The organism is Leisingera coralii (genome assembly GCF_049056525.1).
GTDB lineage: Bacteria > Pseudomonadota > Alphaproteobacteria > Rhodobacterales > Rhodobacteraceae > Leisingera > Leisingera coralii.
In genome coordinates, this window is record NZ_JBHUPT010000086.1 from 1 (window position 1) to 14,868 (window position 14,868).

Consider the following 14,868-nt stretch of genomic DNA (forward strand, 5'->3'; position numbering starts at 1 on the left):
GGCGTCACCAGCCCGTCATCGTGACAGAGCCGGAAAAATCCAGCTTCTGGCGGTCCAAGGTTGGGGCTCAGAGCAACCACGGCCCCCTTGCACTGGAGTTTATTCTTGAAAAAGGTGGCGCTGCCTACGCCAAGCAGGGCTCTGTACTGCCCTTTCTTAAAACGGGGCAAATCAGCATTTTCGAAGAAGCGGTCAAATTCGCCCACCCCGTGTATATTGTCCGTCCGGCTGATATCCCCAACCCAGCGCTGGACCAGGCTGTCGCTCTGCTACGGAAAATCGTAAGTGACGAGTCCGCCGTAGAAAACTAGCAGGCTCGCTCAGGCGGAGCGGCAGACTTCCACGCCTATGCGGATGATCTCGCTGCTCTATGTGCCACTTGCCTTACTCTGGGTGTGGGCCTTTGGCTTAGGCGGGATCCTGGCGGCGGCGGTGGCGGTCAACCTGACCGCCGTCGCTGGAGCTGTCTGGCCCGCACGGCGCACCAGGCTGTGGCCGCAAAGCGCCCGGATCACCCGGCACATTGCGGCGTGAAGCCGCGTCGGCCCTAAAAAATTCCGGCCACTATGATGCCGCGGGGAACCTTTCGGTGTGGCGGGCGTTGAAAGGGCAGCCAGATGCGCGCCCTGGCGGGCAGCCGCATCAAACAGGATGACCCCGCCGGTGGCCGCCGTTTTCAGGAAACCGCGGCGTGGATGACCGGTCCAACGCAAGCCGCAGCGTCTCGGGCCGCGATACGGGCGCCCTACCCGGCTCCCTCGTACCGGCTTTCCGGACAAGCAGGAGACCGATGATGAGCCCCACTGACAAGCGCGTGCTTGCCGAAGAGGAAAAAGAACGCGAGGCAGTAGAGGAGGCCACCGGCCTGTCCGCCAAGCTGATTTTCGAGACTATCAGACTGGAAGGCGAGGAGGAGCTGAGGCGCCCGGTGCGAGCCCTGTGGTGGTTGGGTCTGGCGGCAGGGCTGCTGATGTCCTTTTCGGTCTGGGGCGAGGCGATCCTGCGCTCAAGCCTGCCTGAAAGCAGCTGGCGGTTCATCGTTGAGAACCTTGGCTACAGCCTGGGGTTCGTGCTGGTCATTCTGGGCCGGATGCAGCTGTTCACGGAAAACACCATCACGACCGTGGTGCCGGTGACCCTTTGCCCGACGTGGCAGTCGTTCCGGCGCACCGGCCGGCTGTGGGCGGTGGTGCTGACGGCAAACGTCGCGGGCGCCTTCATCGCTGCTGCATTCCTGGCATTTACGCCTGTCATGTCCGCCCCGATGGCAGAGGCGATGCTGGCGCTGAGCCATCATGCAACCGGCATGCCCTGGGCCGAAGGGCTGGTGCGCGGCATCCCAGCGGGCGTGCTGATTGCAGCACTGGTCTGGATGCTGCCCCAGGCCAATGGCTCGGAATTGCGGCTGATTATCCTGATCACCTGGCTGATCGCTCTGGGCGATTTCACCCATATCGTTGCGGGGTCGGTCGAAATGGCCTTTCTGATGGTTCAGGGTGAACTGCCCCTGATGCCCGCGCTGTTCCGCTTCTTCCTGCCGGTACTGGCTGGCAATGTGATCGGTGGGACCGCAGTATTCACTCTCCTGACCTGGGCCCAGATCCGGCCGGAAGTGAAAGAGGCTGAGGAAAAAGAGGGCGGCGGGCTGAGGACTTGAGCCACCGTTCGCAGCGTCTTTCACATGCAGGCCGCATCGCGGAGGCGGGTGATGACTGGAAACTAAGCGGCCAATCGCTTTCAGCGCCGCCGCGGTCAGTAATCCCTCGGCTGCCTGGCGGCGGGTTCCAATCCTGACTGCTGCGCCGCTCCTTCGAAACTCGGGGCGGCGAACACGGTGACACCGGTGCCTCTCAAATCTGCCAGATCGCGCTCGTCCGCGCCGCTCAGCCCGTCTGCCGGCACCCGCAGCAGCACCGCGGAAATCCGGCCCGGATGGCGGCGGATGGCAGCGGCGTAGATGGAGGCGTCTTTCTGTCCCGTGTCGCCGATCAGCACCGCTGGCAGCGATGGATGCGCGCTCAGCAACAGGTCGATGCTTTGCCCCTTGTGGCTGCCGTGGCCTGCGGAGATGAACTGGGTTTCGCTCAATCCAAGGTCCCGCAGGAACATCGGGCCGCGCACCACCCCTGCCTGCCGGAACACCCGTGCCAGAAAGGCATGCATGTTCCAGGGAGAGGAGCTGACGTAATACACAGGATTCCGCCCGCCTTCCGACAGCTGGCGGAGCAAATCCGCCGAGTCCGGAAAGACGTGCCGCGTCAGTGCATTACCGCTAAACGTGGTCCACAGGTTCCGCGCCAGCGAATAGGCGGAGGTCTGCAGGACCGTGTCGTCAATGTCGGAAACCACTAGGAACCGGGCATCCGGACGCGGGACCAGCACCGGGCACGCGGTGTGCGTGCCGCCATCCTCGATGGCAACCTGGATGTCATGCCAGCCCGGCCCCCGGCCCGGCGGCAGCGGCAGCGGCAGCTGGAAATACCCCTCTTCATCACTGACCGCTGTGGCGCCGTCGTGGCAGACGGTAACACCGGCGACTTCATCCGTCAGGAAGAGCGAGATCATCTGCCGCACATTGCGCAGAACGCTTTGGCCGTCGCGCGGGGTGCTGCGGCGCAGTTGTGTCAGCACACGGCCGCGCACGATCAGATGCTCCGGCGTGGCGTATCCGATATAGGGGTCGATCACCAGCTCAGCACCGCGGCGCGGCCTGCGCGGCAGAAACCTGTCGATCAGGCGCTCGGCACGCAGGGCGGTGCGGTGCAGGGCTTTCTTGAGCATGTGAAACCTCGTTGCTGTGTCAGGTATACAACGCGCGAGGTTCCGATAAAGTGCCCGGCTCCGGTCTGATACCGGAACCGGGTTCAGGGCCTGTGCTGAGGCACCGTGTCAGCAGGCGGCGGTCACGATGATTTCCACCTTCAGCTCGGGCCGTGCGAGCTTGGCCTCGCCGCAGGCCCGGGCCGGGGCATGGCCCTGGGGCACCCAGGCGTCCCAGACCGCGTTCATCTCGGCAAAGTCCTTCATGTCGGCGAGCCAGACAATCGCCTGCAGGATCTGCTGCGGCGAGGAGCCGGCCTTCTCCAGCAGCGCCTCGACGCGGGACAGGCAGTCGCGGGTCTGTTCGGCCACATCGGCGCCGTCTCCGACCTGGCCGCAGAGATAGGCCACACCGTTGTGCTTCACGATCTTGCTCATGCGGGGGCCGGTTTCAATCCGTTCAATCATCTCTTTCTCCTATTCGGCGGCATTGGCGGATGGTTCTTCCATCGCTGCCAGTTCGCCCAGTGTCACAGGTTTTATCGGCGGCCGGATCCGGTAGTAACCCGTTTCATCCGGCGTCTGACCGTTGGCCTCGGCCAGCAGCGCAGTCACCGTCAGCCCGCAGTAACGGCCCTGGCAGGGTCCCATTCCGGCCCGCCCAAAGGCCTTGGCCTGGTTCGGGCCAAGGCAGCCGAGCTTGGCATAGCTGCGGATGTCGCCCGCGGTGACTTCCTCGCAGCGGCAGACGATGGTGCTGTCCGCGGGCTGCAGGGCTGCGCCGTAGGGCGGGTAGGCCGCATCCAGGAACGGCCGCACCGCGGTTTCCCGGCTGCGCCGGCTGAACAGCGGCGCGGCAAGGCGGTCGCGCTCCTGCGCGGTGATCCTGCCCAGCTCCTCTGCCGCTTTCAGCGCGGCGATGCGGCCCGCAAATTCGGCGGCCATGGCACCGCTGATGCCGGCGCCATCCCCGGCGATCAGGACGCCGTCCTTGGCGGTCTCGCCCCATGTGCCGGTTTCGGGCACAAAACACTGCTGCGATTCGGACCAGACATGCAGCACCCCGATCGAGCGGGCGGCCTGGGTGTTCGGCACCACCCCGTGATGCAGCAGGACGGTGTCGCAGGCGATGCGGTGATCCCGCCCCTTGCTGCGGAAGGTCACCGCTTCGGCCTGGGTGCTGCCCGCCACCGCGAGCCTGGTTGCACCGGTATAGCGCGGCACGCCGGCGCTTTTGATCTCCGCCAGCATCTTCAAGCCCTTGGCCAGGTAGCGCCAGCCGCGCAGCGCTCCGGGCAGGTGGCGGCCAGCTGCCAGCGGGCTGGCCGCGGTCTGGGTTTCGACCAGCGCCAGCGGCGGCGTGCCGGCGCGCACCATCTGCGCCGCAATGAGGTAGAGCAGCGGCCCGCTCCCGGCGAGCACCGCGCGGCGCGGCAGCACGCCGGACTGCTTCAGCAGGATCTGCGCGGCGCCTGCGGTCATCACCCCGGGCAGGGTCCAGCCGGGCATGGGCATCGGGCGCTCCAGCGCGCCGGTTGCCAGGATCACCCGCTCCGCCTCCACCTGCTCACCGCGGCCATTGCGGGTGAAGGAGATGCGGAAACCGTCCTCAATGGCCCAGACAACGACGCCGGACAGATGGCTGATCCCTGTCTGGTGAAGGTTTTCTGTCAAGGACATACCATGAAGGTACTCCTGGCCAAGGATGGCGCCGCGCGGGCCGGCAGCGCGGTCCACGTCGCGGTATATCTGCCCGCCGGGGCGGGTCTGCTCATCCAGCAGGGTGACGCTCAGGCCCCTTTGAGCGGCTTCCGCAGCTGCGGCCATACCACCCGGGCCGGCGCCAATAATGGCCAAGTCACACCGCTGCATCGGAAGCCTCCGCTTCATGCGGGCGGGCAATCCGCATGCCCTCTTCCACTTCGAGCATGCAGGCCTGCTGCACGCGGCCGCCAATCTCCACCAGGCACTCGAAACAGGCGCCCATCATGCAGAACGGTGCCCGCGGCGCGCCGGAGACGGGCGTGTGGCGGAACACCTGCACGCCGGCAGCCAGCATCGCGGCGGCCAGGTTGGCGCCTGCGGGCAGCTCCAGCGGCTGGCCGTCGAACCAGACCCGCACGCGGGGGGCGTTGTCCTGCAGCTCAAGAAACGGGGAATCGGTCTTCACTGAACACCTCCAGATCAGGGGCGGCAGCAGTGCCTTCCAGCCAGTCCGGCAGGAACAGCGCGTGGGCCGCGGCTAGGGTGATGCCGCTGTGGCAGGTGACAAGGTAAGCGCCCGGCATCTCCGGGCTCTCCTGATAGATCGGCAGGCCGTCGGGCGACAGGATGCGCAGCGCGCCCCAGCTTCGCACCAGCTGCGCCTTGGCTAGCGCCGGATAGGCCGCGATGGCCTCAGCGGCCAGACCGGACAGGCCCGGCTGCGTCACACCGTCGTCCAGCCCCACCTCTTCGTTGGTGGCGCCGATCTGGATGCCGCCCTCGTCCACCTGGCGGGCAATCAGCGAGGGGCGGTTGATCATCTTCGGCAGCTTCTCGGTGATCAGCACCTGGCCGCGCTGCGGCCGCACCGGGGCCTTGAAGCCCAGCTTGGGGCCAAGTTCCATCGCGCCGAGGCCCGCGGACAGCACAACCCTGTCTGCCGTCACCGTGGTGCCGTCGCTGCAGTGGACGGTGAACGCATCCGGTTTGGCAACCGAGGTCACGGTTTTGCCGTTCAGGACTTTGCCGCCCAGCCGCCGCACGTCCTCTGCCAGCGATACCAGCAGCCGCAGCGGGTTTGCGTGGCCGTCCTGGTGATGCAGGATCGCGCCTGCCACCTTGGGGCCGATATGCGGCTCCTCGCGGCTGAGCGCGTTGCGGCCCAGAACCTCGTAGGGGTAGTTGCCGCCCAGCTTGTCCTTCAGGGCGTCGTATTGCGCGACGGTGGCGTAAAGCGTCTCTTCGGAGAAATGCAGGTCATAGCCGCCGTTCTGCTGCAGCCCGATGGACCGGCCGGTGCTGTCTTCCAATTCCTTCGCAAAGCCGCCCCAAGCAGCCGCGGACTGCTGGCTCCAGCTGGCATAGCGCGGCTGCTTCATGCCCTTGGACTGGACCCAGACCAGGCCGAAGTTGCCCCGGCTGGCGCGGAACGAGCCGTCATCGCCGTCCAGCACCGTGACGCGCTTGCCGCGCCTCAGCAGCCCCCAGGCCACGGACAGGCCGACAACGCCGCCGCCGATCACTGCATAATCTGCTTCCATCCTGCCGTTTCCCAAAGGTTGGCTGCGGTTGCGGGGCGGCGCGCGGCCGCCCCTGTCTTTGATGCGGGGTTACTTGCCGATCTGGTCAAGAATGCCCTGGCCCCAATCGGCGCCAACGTCTTCCAGAACCACCGGCCAGACATCGCTGCGCACCTTGGCAGCCATTGCGGCCAGTTCCTCGTCGCTCAGCGCGACAATCTTGGCGCCCAGGTCATCGGCCAGACGCTGTTCCCATTTGCCCTGATCCTCTTCGGCAACGGTCCAGCGCTGCGCCTCGAAGTCGGCAGCGGCAGCTTTCAGCGCCTCCTGGTCCTCCGCATCCAGCTCAGCCAGCGAGCCGTTGGAGATGATCATGTACCAGACCTCAAAGTGGGTGTTGGCAGGCACATAGGCCTTGGTCACATCGCGGAACGAGGCGTAGTAGCCTTCGGCGCCGGAGCCGATCACGCCGTCAACCACACCGGTCTGGATCGCGGTGAAGGCTTCGGAGAAGGGGATCGGCGACGGGATGTAGCCCAGGGCCTCGCCGGTCAGCTGGAAGCTCTTGATGCCGGGCACGCGAACCTTGATGCCGTTGGACTGGGACGGGTCGCCGGGGTTGACCGGATCGGTGTTCAGCGCAACGCCGCCGAAGTACACCGGGTAGGCCGCCAGCATGGTGATGTCCTGCTCGGCATAAAGCTCCGCCATCACGTTGCGCACCGGGCCGTCCGGGCCATAAATCGCACGCGCCTCGGCCCAGTTGTTGGCCAGATAGGGGAACGAGCTGATCTGCATCCGGCGGTCCGCCGCGGCGGCTGCGGGCTGGGTCGCCATGTCGATGGCGCCGACGCTGATGCGTTCCTGCACTGTGGTGTAATCGCCCAGGGCAGAAGCCGGGAAGATGTTGATCGAAACGTCGCCGCCGGTGGCCTCGTCCACCTGGGCTGCAAAGGCGCGCAGCTCCTTGTCGATGGTGGTGTCCTGAGGGCGCACGTGGCTCATCTTCAGGTCGGCGGCCTGGGCGAGGCCCGCCAGCGACATCAGGGCAGCGGCAGCGGTGCCGGTCAGAAAGTGTTTCATGGGTAGTCTCCTCCGTAGGGTGTCAGATGTGTGTCTGGGGTGGTTCAGTAGCCGAAGAAACGCGGCAGAAAGAGCGACAAGTCGGGCCACAGCGAGGTCAGGAAGACCACCGGCACATAGCCTGTCACGATCAGGATCATCGCGGGCGGGATCACCTTGGTGACCTTCACGTTGCCGATCCGCGCGCCAAGGTAGAGGATCGAGGCATAGGGCGGGGTGACGCCGCCCATCGCGGTGTTCACACCCATGATCGCGGCGAACTGCACCGGGGTGACGCCGATCGCCTGCATCAGCGGCAGCAGCAGCGGCGCGATCAGGATGATGGCGGTGACGTCGTTCACGACCATGCCGACCAGGAACAGCAGGATGTTGATGAAGATCAGCAGCAGCACCTTGTTCTCGGTGATCTCGAAGATCGCACTGACCATCTTCTGCGGGATCGCTTCATAGACGAACATCTGGCTCAGGATCATCGAGAACAGGATCATCACCATGATCGCGCCTACGGCGGTCGCGGCTTCCTTGCCGGCCTCCAGGAAGCTGTTCCACTTGAGGCCCTTGTAGATGAAGAAGCCGACCGGCAGCGCATAGATCACTGACAGGGCCGCGGCTTCGGTCGGGGTCATGATGCCGCCATAGATGCCGCCCAGGATGATCACCGGCATCAGCAGCGCCGGGGTGGCGTTGAAGCCCTTCTTCGCCACGTCGCCAGCCAGCTGCGAGAAGCCGGGCGCGTCGTCCAGCACCAGGTTGAACTTGCGGCTCATCCACAGGTTCATGGCCGAGAAGTTGAACATGATCAGCAGGCCCGGCCCCAGGGTCGCCAGGAAGCAGGCGAGGATCGAGGTGTCGGTCACCCAGCCATAGACGATCATGGTGACCGACGGCGGGATCAGCAGGCCCAGGATGGATGAGTTGGCAATCAGTGCGGTGGCGTATTCCCGCGGGTAGCCGCGTTTTTCCATCTCGGGGATCAGCAGCGGGCCGATGGCGGCAATGCCGGTCAGGCCGGAGCCGGAGATCGCGCCGATGATGGCGCAGCTGACCGCCGCCACAACGCCCAGGCCGCCGCGGATGTGGCCGATGAAGGCATTGACGAAGTTCAGCAGCGAGGCGGCAATGCCGCTGGCTGACATGATGGTGCCTGCAAGGACGAACAGCGGAATGGCCAGCAGCACCGGGTTGCCCAGCTGCTGGGACCCCCACAGCATCATGCCTTTCATGGTCACATCGCCGAGGAAGTACATGATCATCAGGGCGGCGCCAAAGCAGTACGGCAGCGGCACACCAAGGGTCAGCGTCAGCACCAGGACGGTGATGGCAAGAAGGGCGATCTCGATCATTTTGCGGCTCCGGGGCGCAGGGCATTGACGTGGCGCACCAGGTGCACCGCGGTGTAGAGCATCATCAGGGCCAGTCCGGCCACCAGTGCTGCTTCGGAATAGAATGTCGGCAGGTAGAGCGTCGGGCTCTCTTTCCAGACCCGCCAAGCGTACATGGTGTATTCCCAGGCCCAACTCAGCAGCCACAAACCGACGGTCAGGCTGATAATTTCACCGATAATCGCCAGCACGGTGTGGCCGCGCTCTGTCTTGATGGCGATTTCCAGAACGTTGGCGCGGATGTGGGTATCCTCGCGCGAGGCGTTCACGGCGCCGAGGATATACAGCCAGATGGTCGGGTAGAGCATGGTCTCTTCCAGCCCCATCACCGGGATCTGCAGCAGATAGCGGGTGACCACCTGCACGAACTGACCCAAGGCGACCAGGCAGATCAGACCCGTCAGCAAGTATTTCGAGAATGTGTCCATCGGTCCTCCTTCCGGTGTCCCCTCACCGGGTTTGGCGGATTTGGCTGGACAAAGGGCATAAGATCAATTTCAAAATATCTCTGACTCCATAAATTGCCTTGATACCCATGCCATGAACTTCTCGATCCGCCAGATCTTCACCTTCCGCGAGGTCATGCGCAGCGGCTCCATCTCCCAGGCCGCGCGCACCGTCGGGCGAACCCAGCCCGCTGTCAGCACGATGATCTCGACGCTGGAGGGCGAACTGGGCTTCAGCCTGTTTGTCCGCGAACAGGGCAAATTGATCCCGACGCCTGAAGCGCGGTTCTTTCTGGAGGAATGCGAAACCGTCCTGGAACGCATCGAGCGGATCGAGCGCACGGTGAGCAAGATCCGTTCGCACGAGGCCGGCAAGCTGCGCGTCGCCTGCCACCCGGCGGCGGCCGGGCTGTTCATGCCGCGGATTCTAACGGATTTTCTGCAAGGCAAGGATGAGCTCGAGGTCTCGCTCATCATGCGGTCGTCGGATGTGATCGAGGATCTGATCGCCTCGCAGCAATACGACATCGGATTTGCTGAAACCCCCGTGCCGCGCCCGTCCATCAACCAAATGGATTTCGACCTGGAAAGCGTCTGCATTGTCCCGGAAAGCGATCCGCTGGCTGCGGCCGAAGAGATCACACCGCAGGATCTGGACGGGGCGCCGATGGCGGTACTGTTCGAAAAGCACCCCATGACAGCCCGGACAGAGGCCGCGTTTCAGCGCAGCGGCTGCCGGTTCCGCAAGCGGCTGGAACTGCGCACCTGGGCACCCGGCCTGCAGTTTGTTGCGGCTGGCATGTGCTACATGATTTGCGACATGATCACCGCCTATGGGTGTCTGCAGCAGCGCCAGACAACCGCAGGGCTGGCGATTCGCCGGTTCACGCCGCGAATCGGCTCCAGCGTTTCGATTCTCACACCCGGCTACGCCACACAGTCCCTGACCTCCGAAGCCTTCACGGCGCGGCTCTGCAGTGCCATCGAAAACATGCAGACTGAAATGGAAACCTGCCTCAACCGGCAGCCATAGGTGCACAGGCATCTGCCGGCGGCTCCCCGCCGGCAGCGCCCATTCATCAGTTGCCGTTCAGCGGTGCCTTCAGCAGCACCGGCTTGCCGCCTGACATATCGATCCAGGCATTGGTGCCGTTCAGCCTGGACCCGGCGATGTTGTCTTTGTCGAAATGGATCTCGAACTGCTCCGGCCCATGCGCATAGGCAACGACCAGTCCGTATTCCGGGTCCAGGAAGCCGCCATGCGGCTTGAGGCCGGGATAGCTGATCCGCCATGCCTCTCCCTCCGGGCCAACATGGCCAAGCGTCAGCTTGCCGATGACATCTCCCGGCAGCCCAAAGAACCAGACCCAGGGACCGCCGGACACGATGGTCATCACCTCGTCGATGCCGGTGCCGTCTTCGGCGTGGTTGACGTGCAGTGGGCCGAATTTCTTGTGCACCCAGGCCCGGGTCTCCGCATCCATCTTGTTCATGTCGTAGACCTTGGGATAGGGCGCGACGCCCGGTTCCGAGGTGGTGAGCGAACCGCCGTTTTCGACCGTGGGCTCGCGCCCGGCAGCTTTGATCTCGGCCAGCAGATCTTCGCGGGTCAGCCCGAAGTCTGAGATCAGCTGCGCCTCTTCCGCCGCAGTGATCGCGCGGCTGCGGGAGGCTTTCAGAACCGGCAGCGCCTGGTCCGGGATTGCAACCGTGCTGACGCGGACGCCCACGCTGCGCAGAACCGCGTTCACGTCCTCCACACCCACAGCTGCGGCGCGGCCGTCAGTGTATTCCAGTTTCAGAAGGCCGGCGGTCTCCTCCGCACCGGCAAGGCCTTGGGCCGGCAGCCACAGCACGGTTGCCGCCACGGCAAGTTTCGCAATCAGTTTCATGAGGGAAGTCTCCAATTCAGGTTTCGGGGCTGTGCTCAGGCCGTCGGCCGGTCTCTCTGCCATCACAGGTCTCCCAGGTGACCCGGCCAAAGTATTTGGTTTCCTGAGGGCCGATAATCGGGGTAAGGGGAAACCTGATGTTGAGAAAAACTCACCTATAGCCCGAGGATACCGATGGAAGGAATGGGAGACATCCCTGTTGTCGTGGCGGTAGCCGAAACACATGGGTTCGCAGCTGCGGCACGCCGGCTGGGGGTTTCCAAATCCGCTGTCAGCAAGCGGATCACGCTGATTGAAAAGCGGCTGGGGGCGCAGCTCTTTCACCGTTCCACCCGCAATGTCAGCCTGACCGAAGCGGGCGAGCATTTCTACGCCCATGCCGTCCGGGCGCTGGAGGCCGCGCAAGAAGCGGAGGACAGCGTCCAAGCCTTGCAGGAAGCGCCCAAGGGGAGGCTCAGGGTGAATGTGCCGATGGCCTTCGGGCGCCTGCATGTAGCGCCGCTGATTTCAGAGTTCCTCTCGCGCTATCCCGGCGTGTCGGTGGACATGGTGATGGATGACCGGGTAACCGATCTGTTCGCCGATGGCTTCGATCTGGCCCTGCGCGGCGGGACGCTGGCGGACTCCTCGCTGGTCGCCCGTAAAATTGCGCCCCTGCACAATATTCTGGCCGCCGCCCCGGAGTATCTGGAGCGGTTTGGCACACCTGAAGCCGTTGCTGACCTCAGCCGTCATAACTGCCTGCAGTATTCCTACAGCCGGGACTTTCAGGAATGGGTCTTTCACTGCGGCGGCAAGCTGGAAACCTTCCGGCCGCAGGGCAGCTACAGCGTCAACAACGGCGAAGCGCTGCGGGAGGCGATGCTGGGCGGAACGGGCATCGGCCGGCTGCCAAGTTTCACCGCAGGCCCCGACCTGGCCGCGGGACGGCTGGTAAGGGTGCTGCCGGACTGTCCGCTGCCGTCGCAGACCCTTTATGCGATCTACCCCGAACGCCGCCATCTGCCCGCGAAGGTGCGCGTGTTCATCGACTTCATTCTTGAGCATCTCGGCGGCGAAGTTCCGCCCTGGGACCGCGACGCAGGCCTGTGAAACCGGCGGAAATGCAGCGGTATGCCTGCCGTTGATGGCAGGTTTGTTTCGTTTAAAATCAGTATTTTGCCATACGTTTCCCGGGCGAAAATCTGCCTCGGCGGCGTATCTCCCGGGAACCTTTGCGGAATACGGCGCGTTGTCCGGCTGAAGCAACCCGAAAGGACAGTACCATGAAACCTTCCTATATTTTCGCCGCCGTGGCCGGCATTGTTGTGCTGGCTTTTGCTGTTTACATGATCGACATCGACCAGACCGAGGAAACCCGCCTGCCTGACGTCGATGTCAGCGTCGAAGGCGGCCAGCTGCCTGAATTCGACGCCGACGTCGGCGACATTGAAACCGGCTCCAAAGACGTGACCGTGACCGTTCCGACCGTCGACATTCAAAGCCCGGAAGAAGACGCCAAGGACGACAGCTGATCCTGGCCTCCGGAGATCAAAAAAGCGCAGCGCAACCCGCTGCGCTTTTTTTGCGCCCTCCAGGAACACGGTGGCGGCGAAAGACCCCTCAATCTCCTAAAATGGAACCATTCGCCAAGGGCGTGCGTTGAGGTGTCAGAAGATCAAGCCAAAGGGGAAACACCATGGAATATGGACTTATTGGCCTGCTGGTCCTGGCGGCCGACATTTACGCTATCATTCAGGTCTTGGGCTCCGGGGCCTCGACCGCTGCCAAGATCGTTTGGGTGCTCGTCATTCTGATCCTGCCGGTGCTGGGCTTCATTGCCTGGCTGGTGGCAGGCCCAAGGTCCTCTGCAGCGAAAATCTGACACTGCCGTTTCTGATACGTCCCGGCCCGGCTCTGCGCAGCCGGGCCGCTTTCTATTGCAGGCAAGCCCTGTGCGGCCGCCTCACTCCGCCTTCTGCTGCGCATCCAGCAGGTTTTCCCCGCCATCCAGCCCTTCGCGCTCCCGCTCCGCCGCGCCGGCAACCGCCAGCTCCGCCCGCTCCGGGTCAGCCGCTTCCGGCAATTCGGCGCTGACGGCCTCCTGCGCTGACGGCCCGGACGCCGCTTCCTTGGCCGGAGCTGGCACCGCCTCCGGCGCGCTGTCCAGCCGGACCCTGTAGATCGGCTCCGGCAGGCCGAAACCCGCTCCTTCCAGCGCCATCTTGGCGGCCCGGATCGCCTCGCCGCGCGCCTTGGCGAAATCCACCCGGGTCTGGTCCACCCAGCCGGTGAAGGTCAGGATCACGTTGGAATCCCCCACCTCGCTGATCCAGGCGCCGACCTCAGGGTCCTCCAGTACAAAGGGCTGCGCCTCCAGCGCGGCAACGGCGGTGGCCAGCGCCGCCGCCAGATCCGCATCCGCGTCCACGCCCAGGTTGAAGCCAAAGCGGCGCCGGGGATCGCGGGTGAAATTCACGATGCGGCCCTTGAACACGGTGGCATTGGGAATGCGGATGTGGTTGCCCTCTGGCGAGATCAGGATGGTCGCGCGCGAGGTCAGCCGCGCCACGGTGCCCTTGTCACCCTGGATATCGACGAAGTCATTGGGCCGGAACGGCTGCCGCAGGCTGAGCAGGATCGAGGCGATGAAGTTCTCCACCGTATCGCGCACCGCAAATCCGAGCGCCAGCCCGACCACCCCCGCCGCCCCCAGCACCGCGCCGATCAGCGCGGTGGCATTCAGGATGTCAAGCGCCAGCACCAGCCCGGTCAGGATGAACAGGATCCGCGCCACCGCCCGGTAGACATCAGCGATGAAGGCATTGGGTGCCAGCCGGGCCCAGATGCCGATCCGCGTGGTCAGCAGCCAGCCGCCCGCTGCCACCGCGGCAAAGGCGGCCAGTGCCACCAGGAAGATCGGCCCGTTGGCCAGCAGGTTGCGAGTGCGGGCGGCGATCCGCTCCATGGCCGGGGCCAGCCGCTCCTCCAGAGTGCCGCTGATCTGGGTCTCGTTTTCGATCGCCACCACGCCGGCGACCCGGTTGATGATCTGCGTCAGCCGGTCCTGGGCGGCGTTGTCGATCACCTCGCCGGTGATGCGGACTACTCCTTCGGACACGGACACATTCACCGCACCGTAGCCGTCAATCTCCGCCAGAAGCTTCTCGATCCGGCTCAGGATCTCGCTGTCGCGCACCGCCGCCTCGCCGACCTCGATCCGGCCATCGGTCTGCACCGGGTCCGCAACGGTCTGGGCTTGGGCTCCACCGCAGCCAAGCCAAAGCGCCGCCGCCAGCATTAAACCATGCAAAACCGCCAGCACCCCCCGGCCCGGTCCGCTGAGGCGCCCCTTGCGCCGTGCGCAGCTTGTCATTTCGCGGCTCAATTCCGCATCCTCCCGATCAAATCACGGCCCGGCGCAGTGTCAGGCGGGCTCAACCAGTCTTTGCCGCAGCAGCCCGCCAGTGCAAGGCCGCAGCCGCGCAGATCCCAGGCGTGCCCCCGCCGCCTGCCAGATTTTATGTCCTTGCTATGTCACAGTTTAATGCGAGCCGCTGCGCAGCGGTGCCATTCCTCGCGTTCAAAAACTGAGGAGTAACAATGAGTACCAAAGCCGCCGGCGCAAACGCGCCCGTACTGATCCTGACACCCAACGCGCTGGAGGCAGCAGACATCAGCGACTACCTGCTGCGGCGGGGGTATCCGGCGGTCAGCAGCGAAACCCGCCTGGACGGTCTCGCCAACCCGCTGGAATTCACCGCGCGCGCGCCTCACATGGTGTTCTTTGGCTTCCCCCTCAGCGATCCGGCGGCACGCGACTGGCTGCGGTCGGCCATGGTCACGGAATGGCGCATCATTCTGATCAATGGCGACACCACGGAGCCGGAGCTGCAGGCGCTGCCAATGCTGAGCCGCCCGTTTGCAACCCCGCATCTGGATGCAGTGATGCAGCTTCTGGGCGAATAACCGCCTCTTCACCGGCGGCAGGGGACAACCCTGCCGCCGCGGCTTCGCGCGGAAACCAGTCAGGCATTTCGCCTCTCGGCTGCGAAGCAGGGATAACGCGCAATCACGGAACTTCGCTGCCGTCACCTGGGGT

At 64.6% G+C, this 14,868-nt stretch carries 17 protein-coding genes; 7 read left to right on the forward strand and 10 right to left on the reverse strand.

The window, feature by feature from the left end; translation table 11 throughout:
* A partial coding sequence (locus tag ACFMBG_RS21965; protein WP_421056806.1) for a hypothetical protein occupies window positions 1-311 on the forward strand: 311 nt, incomplete at its 5' end.
* Window positions 312-793: 482 nt separating this feature from the next.
* On the forward strand, window positions 794-1,657 hold the full coding sequence (locus tag ACFMBG_RS21970; protein ID WP_421056807.1) for a formate/nitrite transporter family protein: 864 nt from the start codon (window positions 794-796) through the stop codon (window positions 1,655-1,657).
* 95 nt (window positions 1,658-1,752) lie between these two features.
* On the opposite strand, the gene ACFMBG_RS21975 is transcribed toward ACFMBG_RS21970, so the two are convergent.
* From ACFMBG_RS21975 to ACFMBG_RS22010, 8 genes are all read right to left on the reverse strand, one after another.
* A complete protein-coding gene (locus ACFMBG_RS21975; RefSeq protein WP_421056808.1) occupies window positions 1,753-2,781 on the reverse strand; it encodes a phosphatase domain-containing protein in 1,029 nt (342 codons plus the stop codon).
* A gap of 108 nt (window positions 2,782-2,889) precedes the next feature.
* Entirely contained in the window at window positions 2,890-3,228 is a 339-nt protein-coding gene (locus tag ACFMBG_RS21980; RefSeq protein WP_421056809.1) for a RidA family protein, read from the reverse strand.
* A 9-nt stretch (window positions 3,229-3,237) separates the two neighbouring features.
* The gene (locus tag ACFMBG_RS21985) at window positions 3,238-4,632 is read right to left on the reverse strand and encodes an FAD/NAD(P)-dependent oxidoreductase (protein WP_421056810.1); all 1,395 of its coding nucleotides are present in this window, start codon (window positions 4,630-4,632) and stop codon (window positions 3,238-3,240) included.
* The gene (locus tag ACFMBG_RS21990; RefSeq protein WP_421056811.1) at window positions 4,619-4,930 is read right to left on the reverse strand and encodes a (2Fe-2S)-binding protein; all 312 of its coding nucleotides are present in this window, start codon (window positions 4,928-4,930) and stop codon (window positions 4,619-4,621) included. The genes ACFMBG_RS21985 and ACFMBG_RS21990 overlap by 14 nt, the downstream gene beginning before the upstream one ends.
* Window positions 4,905-6,005: an NAD(P)/FAD-dependent oxidoreductase gene (locus ACFMBG_RS21995; protein ID WP_421056812.1), complete on the reverse strand. Its 1,101-nt coding sequence runs from the start codon at window positions 6,003-6,005 to the stop codon at window positions 4,905-4,907. Before ACFMBG_RS21995 ends, ACFMBG_RS21990 begins: the two co-directional genes overlap by 26 nt.
* A gap of 69 nt (window positions 6,006-6,074) precedes the next feature.
* A complete protein-coding gene (gene dctP, locus ACFMBG_RS22000) occupies window positions 6,075-7,067 on the reverse strand; it encodes a TRAP transporter substrate-binding protein DctP (RefSeq protein ID WP_421056813.1) in 993 nt (330 codons plus the stop codon).
* A 44-nt stretch (window positions 7,068-7,111) separates the two neighbouring features.
* On the reverse strand, window positions 7,112-8,410 hold the full coding sequence (locus ACFMBG_RS22005; protein ID WP_421056814.1) for a TRAP transporter large permease: 1,299 nt from the start codon (window positions 8,408-8,410) through the stop codon (window positions 7,112-7,114).
* Window positions 8,407-8,877 carry a TRAP transporter small permease gene (locus tag ACFMBG_RS22010; RefSeq protein WP_421056815.1) on the reverse strand — a complete coding sequence of 157 codons (471 nt, stop codon included), beginning with the start codon at window positions 8,875-8,877 and terminating at the stop codon, window positions 8,407-8,409. Before ACFMBG_RS22010 ends, ACFMBG_RS22005 begins: the two co-directional genes overlap by 4 nt.
* A 112-nt stretch (window positions 8,878-8,989) precedes the next feature.
* On the opposite strand from ACFMBG_RS22010, the gene ACFMBG_RS22015 reads away from it, so the two are divergent.
* Window positions 8,990-9,928 carry a LysR family transcriptional regulator gene (locus ACFMBG_RS22015; RefSeq protein WP_421056816.1) on the forward strand — a complete coding sequence of 313 codons (939 nt, stop codon included), beginning with the start codon at window positions 8,990-8,992 and terminating at the stop codon, window positions 9,926-9,928.
* 46 nt (window positions 9,929-9,974) lie between these two features.
* Here ACFMBG_RS22015 and ACFMBG_RS22020 read toward each other — a convergent pair whose 3' ends face one another.
* The gene (locus tag ACFMBG_RS22020) at window positions 9,975-10,787 is read right to left on the reverse strand and encodes a hypothetical protein (protein ID WP_421056817.1); all 813 of its coding nucleotides are present in this window, start codon (window positions 10,785-10,787) and stop codon (window positions 9,975-9,977) included.
* 183 nt (window positions 10,788-10,970) lie between these two features.
* Between ACFMBG_RS22020 and ACFMBG_RS22025 the strand changes: the two genes are divergently transcribed.
* From ACFMBG_RS22025 to ACFMBG_RS22035, 3 genes are all read left to right on the forward strand, one after another.
* On the forward strand, window positions 10,971-11,879 hold the full coding sequence (locus tag ACFMBG_RS22025) for a LysR family transcriptional regulator (RefSeq protein WP_421056818.1): 909 nt from the start codon (window positions 10,971-10,973) through the stop codon (window positions 11,877-11,879).
* A gap of 173 nt (window positions 11,880-12,052) precedes the next feature.
* Window positions 12,053-12,301, forward strand: coding sequence for a hypothetical protein (locus ACFMBG_RS22030; RefSeq protein WP_421056819.1), 249 nt, complete (start codon window positions 12,053-12,055; stop codon window positions 12,299-12,301).
* Window positions 12,302-12,465: 164 nt separating this feature from the next.
* Window positions 12,466-12,651 carry a PLD nuclease N-terminal domain-containing protein gene (locus tag ACFMBG_RS22035; protein WP_141892180.1) on the forward strand — a complete coding sequence of 62 codons (186 nt, stop codon included), beginning with the start codon at window positions 12,466-12,468 and terminating at the stop codon, window positions 12,649-12,651.
* An 81-nt stretch (window positions 12,652-12,732) separates the two neighbouring features.
* Here ACFMBG_RS22035 and ACFMBG_RS22040 read toward each other — a convergent pair whose 3' ends face one another.
* Window positions 12,733-14,142: a mechanosensitive ion channel domain-containing protein gene (locus tag ACFMBG_RS22040; RefSeq protein WP_421056820.1), complete on the reverse strand. Its 1,410-nt coding sequence runs from the start codon at window positions 14,140-14,142 to the stop codon at window positions 12,733-12,735.
* A gap of 227 nt (window positions 14,143-14,369) precedes the next feature.
* Between ACFMBG_RS22040 and ACFMBG_RS22045 the strand changes: the two genes are divergently transcribed.
* A complete protein-coding gene (locus ACFMBG_RS22045; RefSeq protein WP_421056821.1) occupies window positions 14,370-14,735 on the forward strand; it encodes a hypothetical protein in 366 nt (121 codons plus the stop codon).
* Window positions 14,736-14,868: the final 133 nt, after the last annotated feature.

Coding starts and splice junctions, on each gene's coding strand:
- ACFMBG_RS22020 (WP_421056817.1), bottom strand. CDS start 10,787: ATGAAACTGATTGCGAAACTTGCCGTGGCGGCAACCGTGCTGTGGCTG.
- ACFMBG_RS21995 (WP_421056812.1), bottom strand. CDS start 6,005: ATGGAAGCAGATTATGCAGTGATCGGCGGCGGCGTTGTCGGCCTGTCC.
- ACFMBG_RS22010 (WP_421056815.1), bottom strand. CDS start 8,877: ATGGACACATTCTCGAAATACTTGCTGACGGGTCTGATCTGCCTGGTC.
- ACFMBG_RS22040 (WP_421056820.1), bottom strand. CDS start 14,142: ATGACAAGCTGCGCACGGCGCAAGGGGCGCCTCAGCGGACCGGGCCGG.
- ACFMBG_RS22015 (WP_421056816.1), top strand. CDS start 8,990: ATGAACTTCTCGATCCGCCAGATCTTCACCTTCCGCGAGGTCATGCGC.
- ACFMBG_RS21975 (WP_421056808.1), bottom strand. CDS start 2,781: ATGCTCAAGAAAGCCCTGCACCGCACCGCCCTGCGTGCCGAGCGCCTG.
- ACFMBG_RS22025 (WP_421056818.1), top strand. CDS start 10,971: ATGGGAGACATCCCTGTTGTCGTGGCGGTAGCCGAAACACATGGGTTC.
- ACFMBG_RS22005 (WP_421056814.1), bottom strand. CDS start 8,410: ATGATCGAGATCGCCCTTCTTGCCATCACCGTCCTGGTGCTGACGCTG.
- dctP (WP_421056813.1), bottom strand. CDS start 7,067: ATGAAACACTTTCTGACCGGCACCGCTGCCGCTGCCCTGATGTCGCTG.
- ACFMBG_RS21980 (WP_421056809.1), bottom strand. CDS start 3,228: ATGATTGAACGGATTGAAACCGGCCCCCGCATGAGCAAGATCGTGAAG.
- ACFMBG_RS21985 (WP_421056810.1), bottom strand. CDS start 4,632: ATGCAGCGGTGTGACTTGGCCATTATTGGCGCCGGCCCGGGTGGTATG.
- ACFMBG_RS22035 (WP_141892180.1), top strand. CDS start 12,466: ATGGAATATGGACTTATTGGCCTGCTGGTCCTGGCGGCCGACATTTAC.
- ACFMBG_RS21970 (WP_421056807.1), top strand. CDS start 794: ATGAGCCCCACTGACAAGCGCGTGCTTGCCGAAGAGGAAAAAGAACGC.
- ACFMBG_RS22030 (WP_421056819.1), top strand. CDS start 12,053: ATGAAACCTTCCTATATTTTCGCCGCCGTGGCCGGCATTGTTGTGCTG.
- ACFMBG_RS22045 (WP_421056821.1), top strand. CDS start 14,370: ATGAGTACCAAAGCCGCCGGCGCAAACGCGCCCGTACTGATCCTGACA.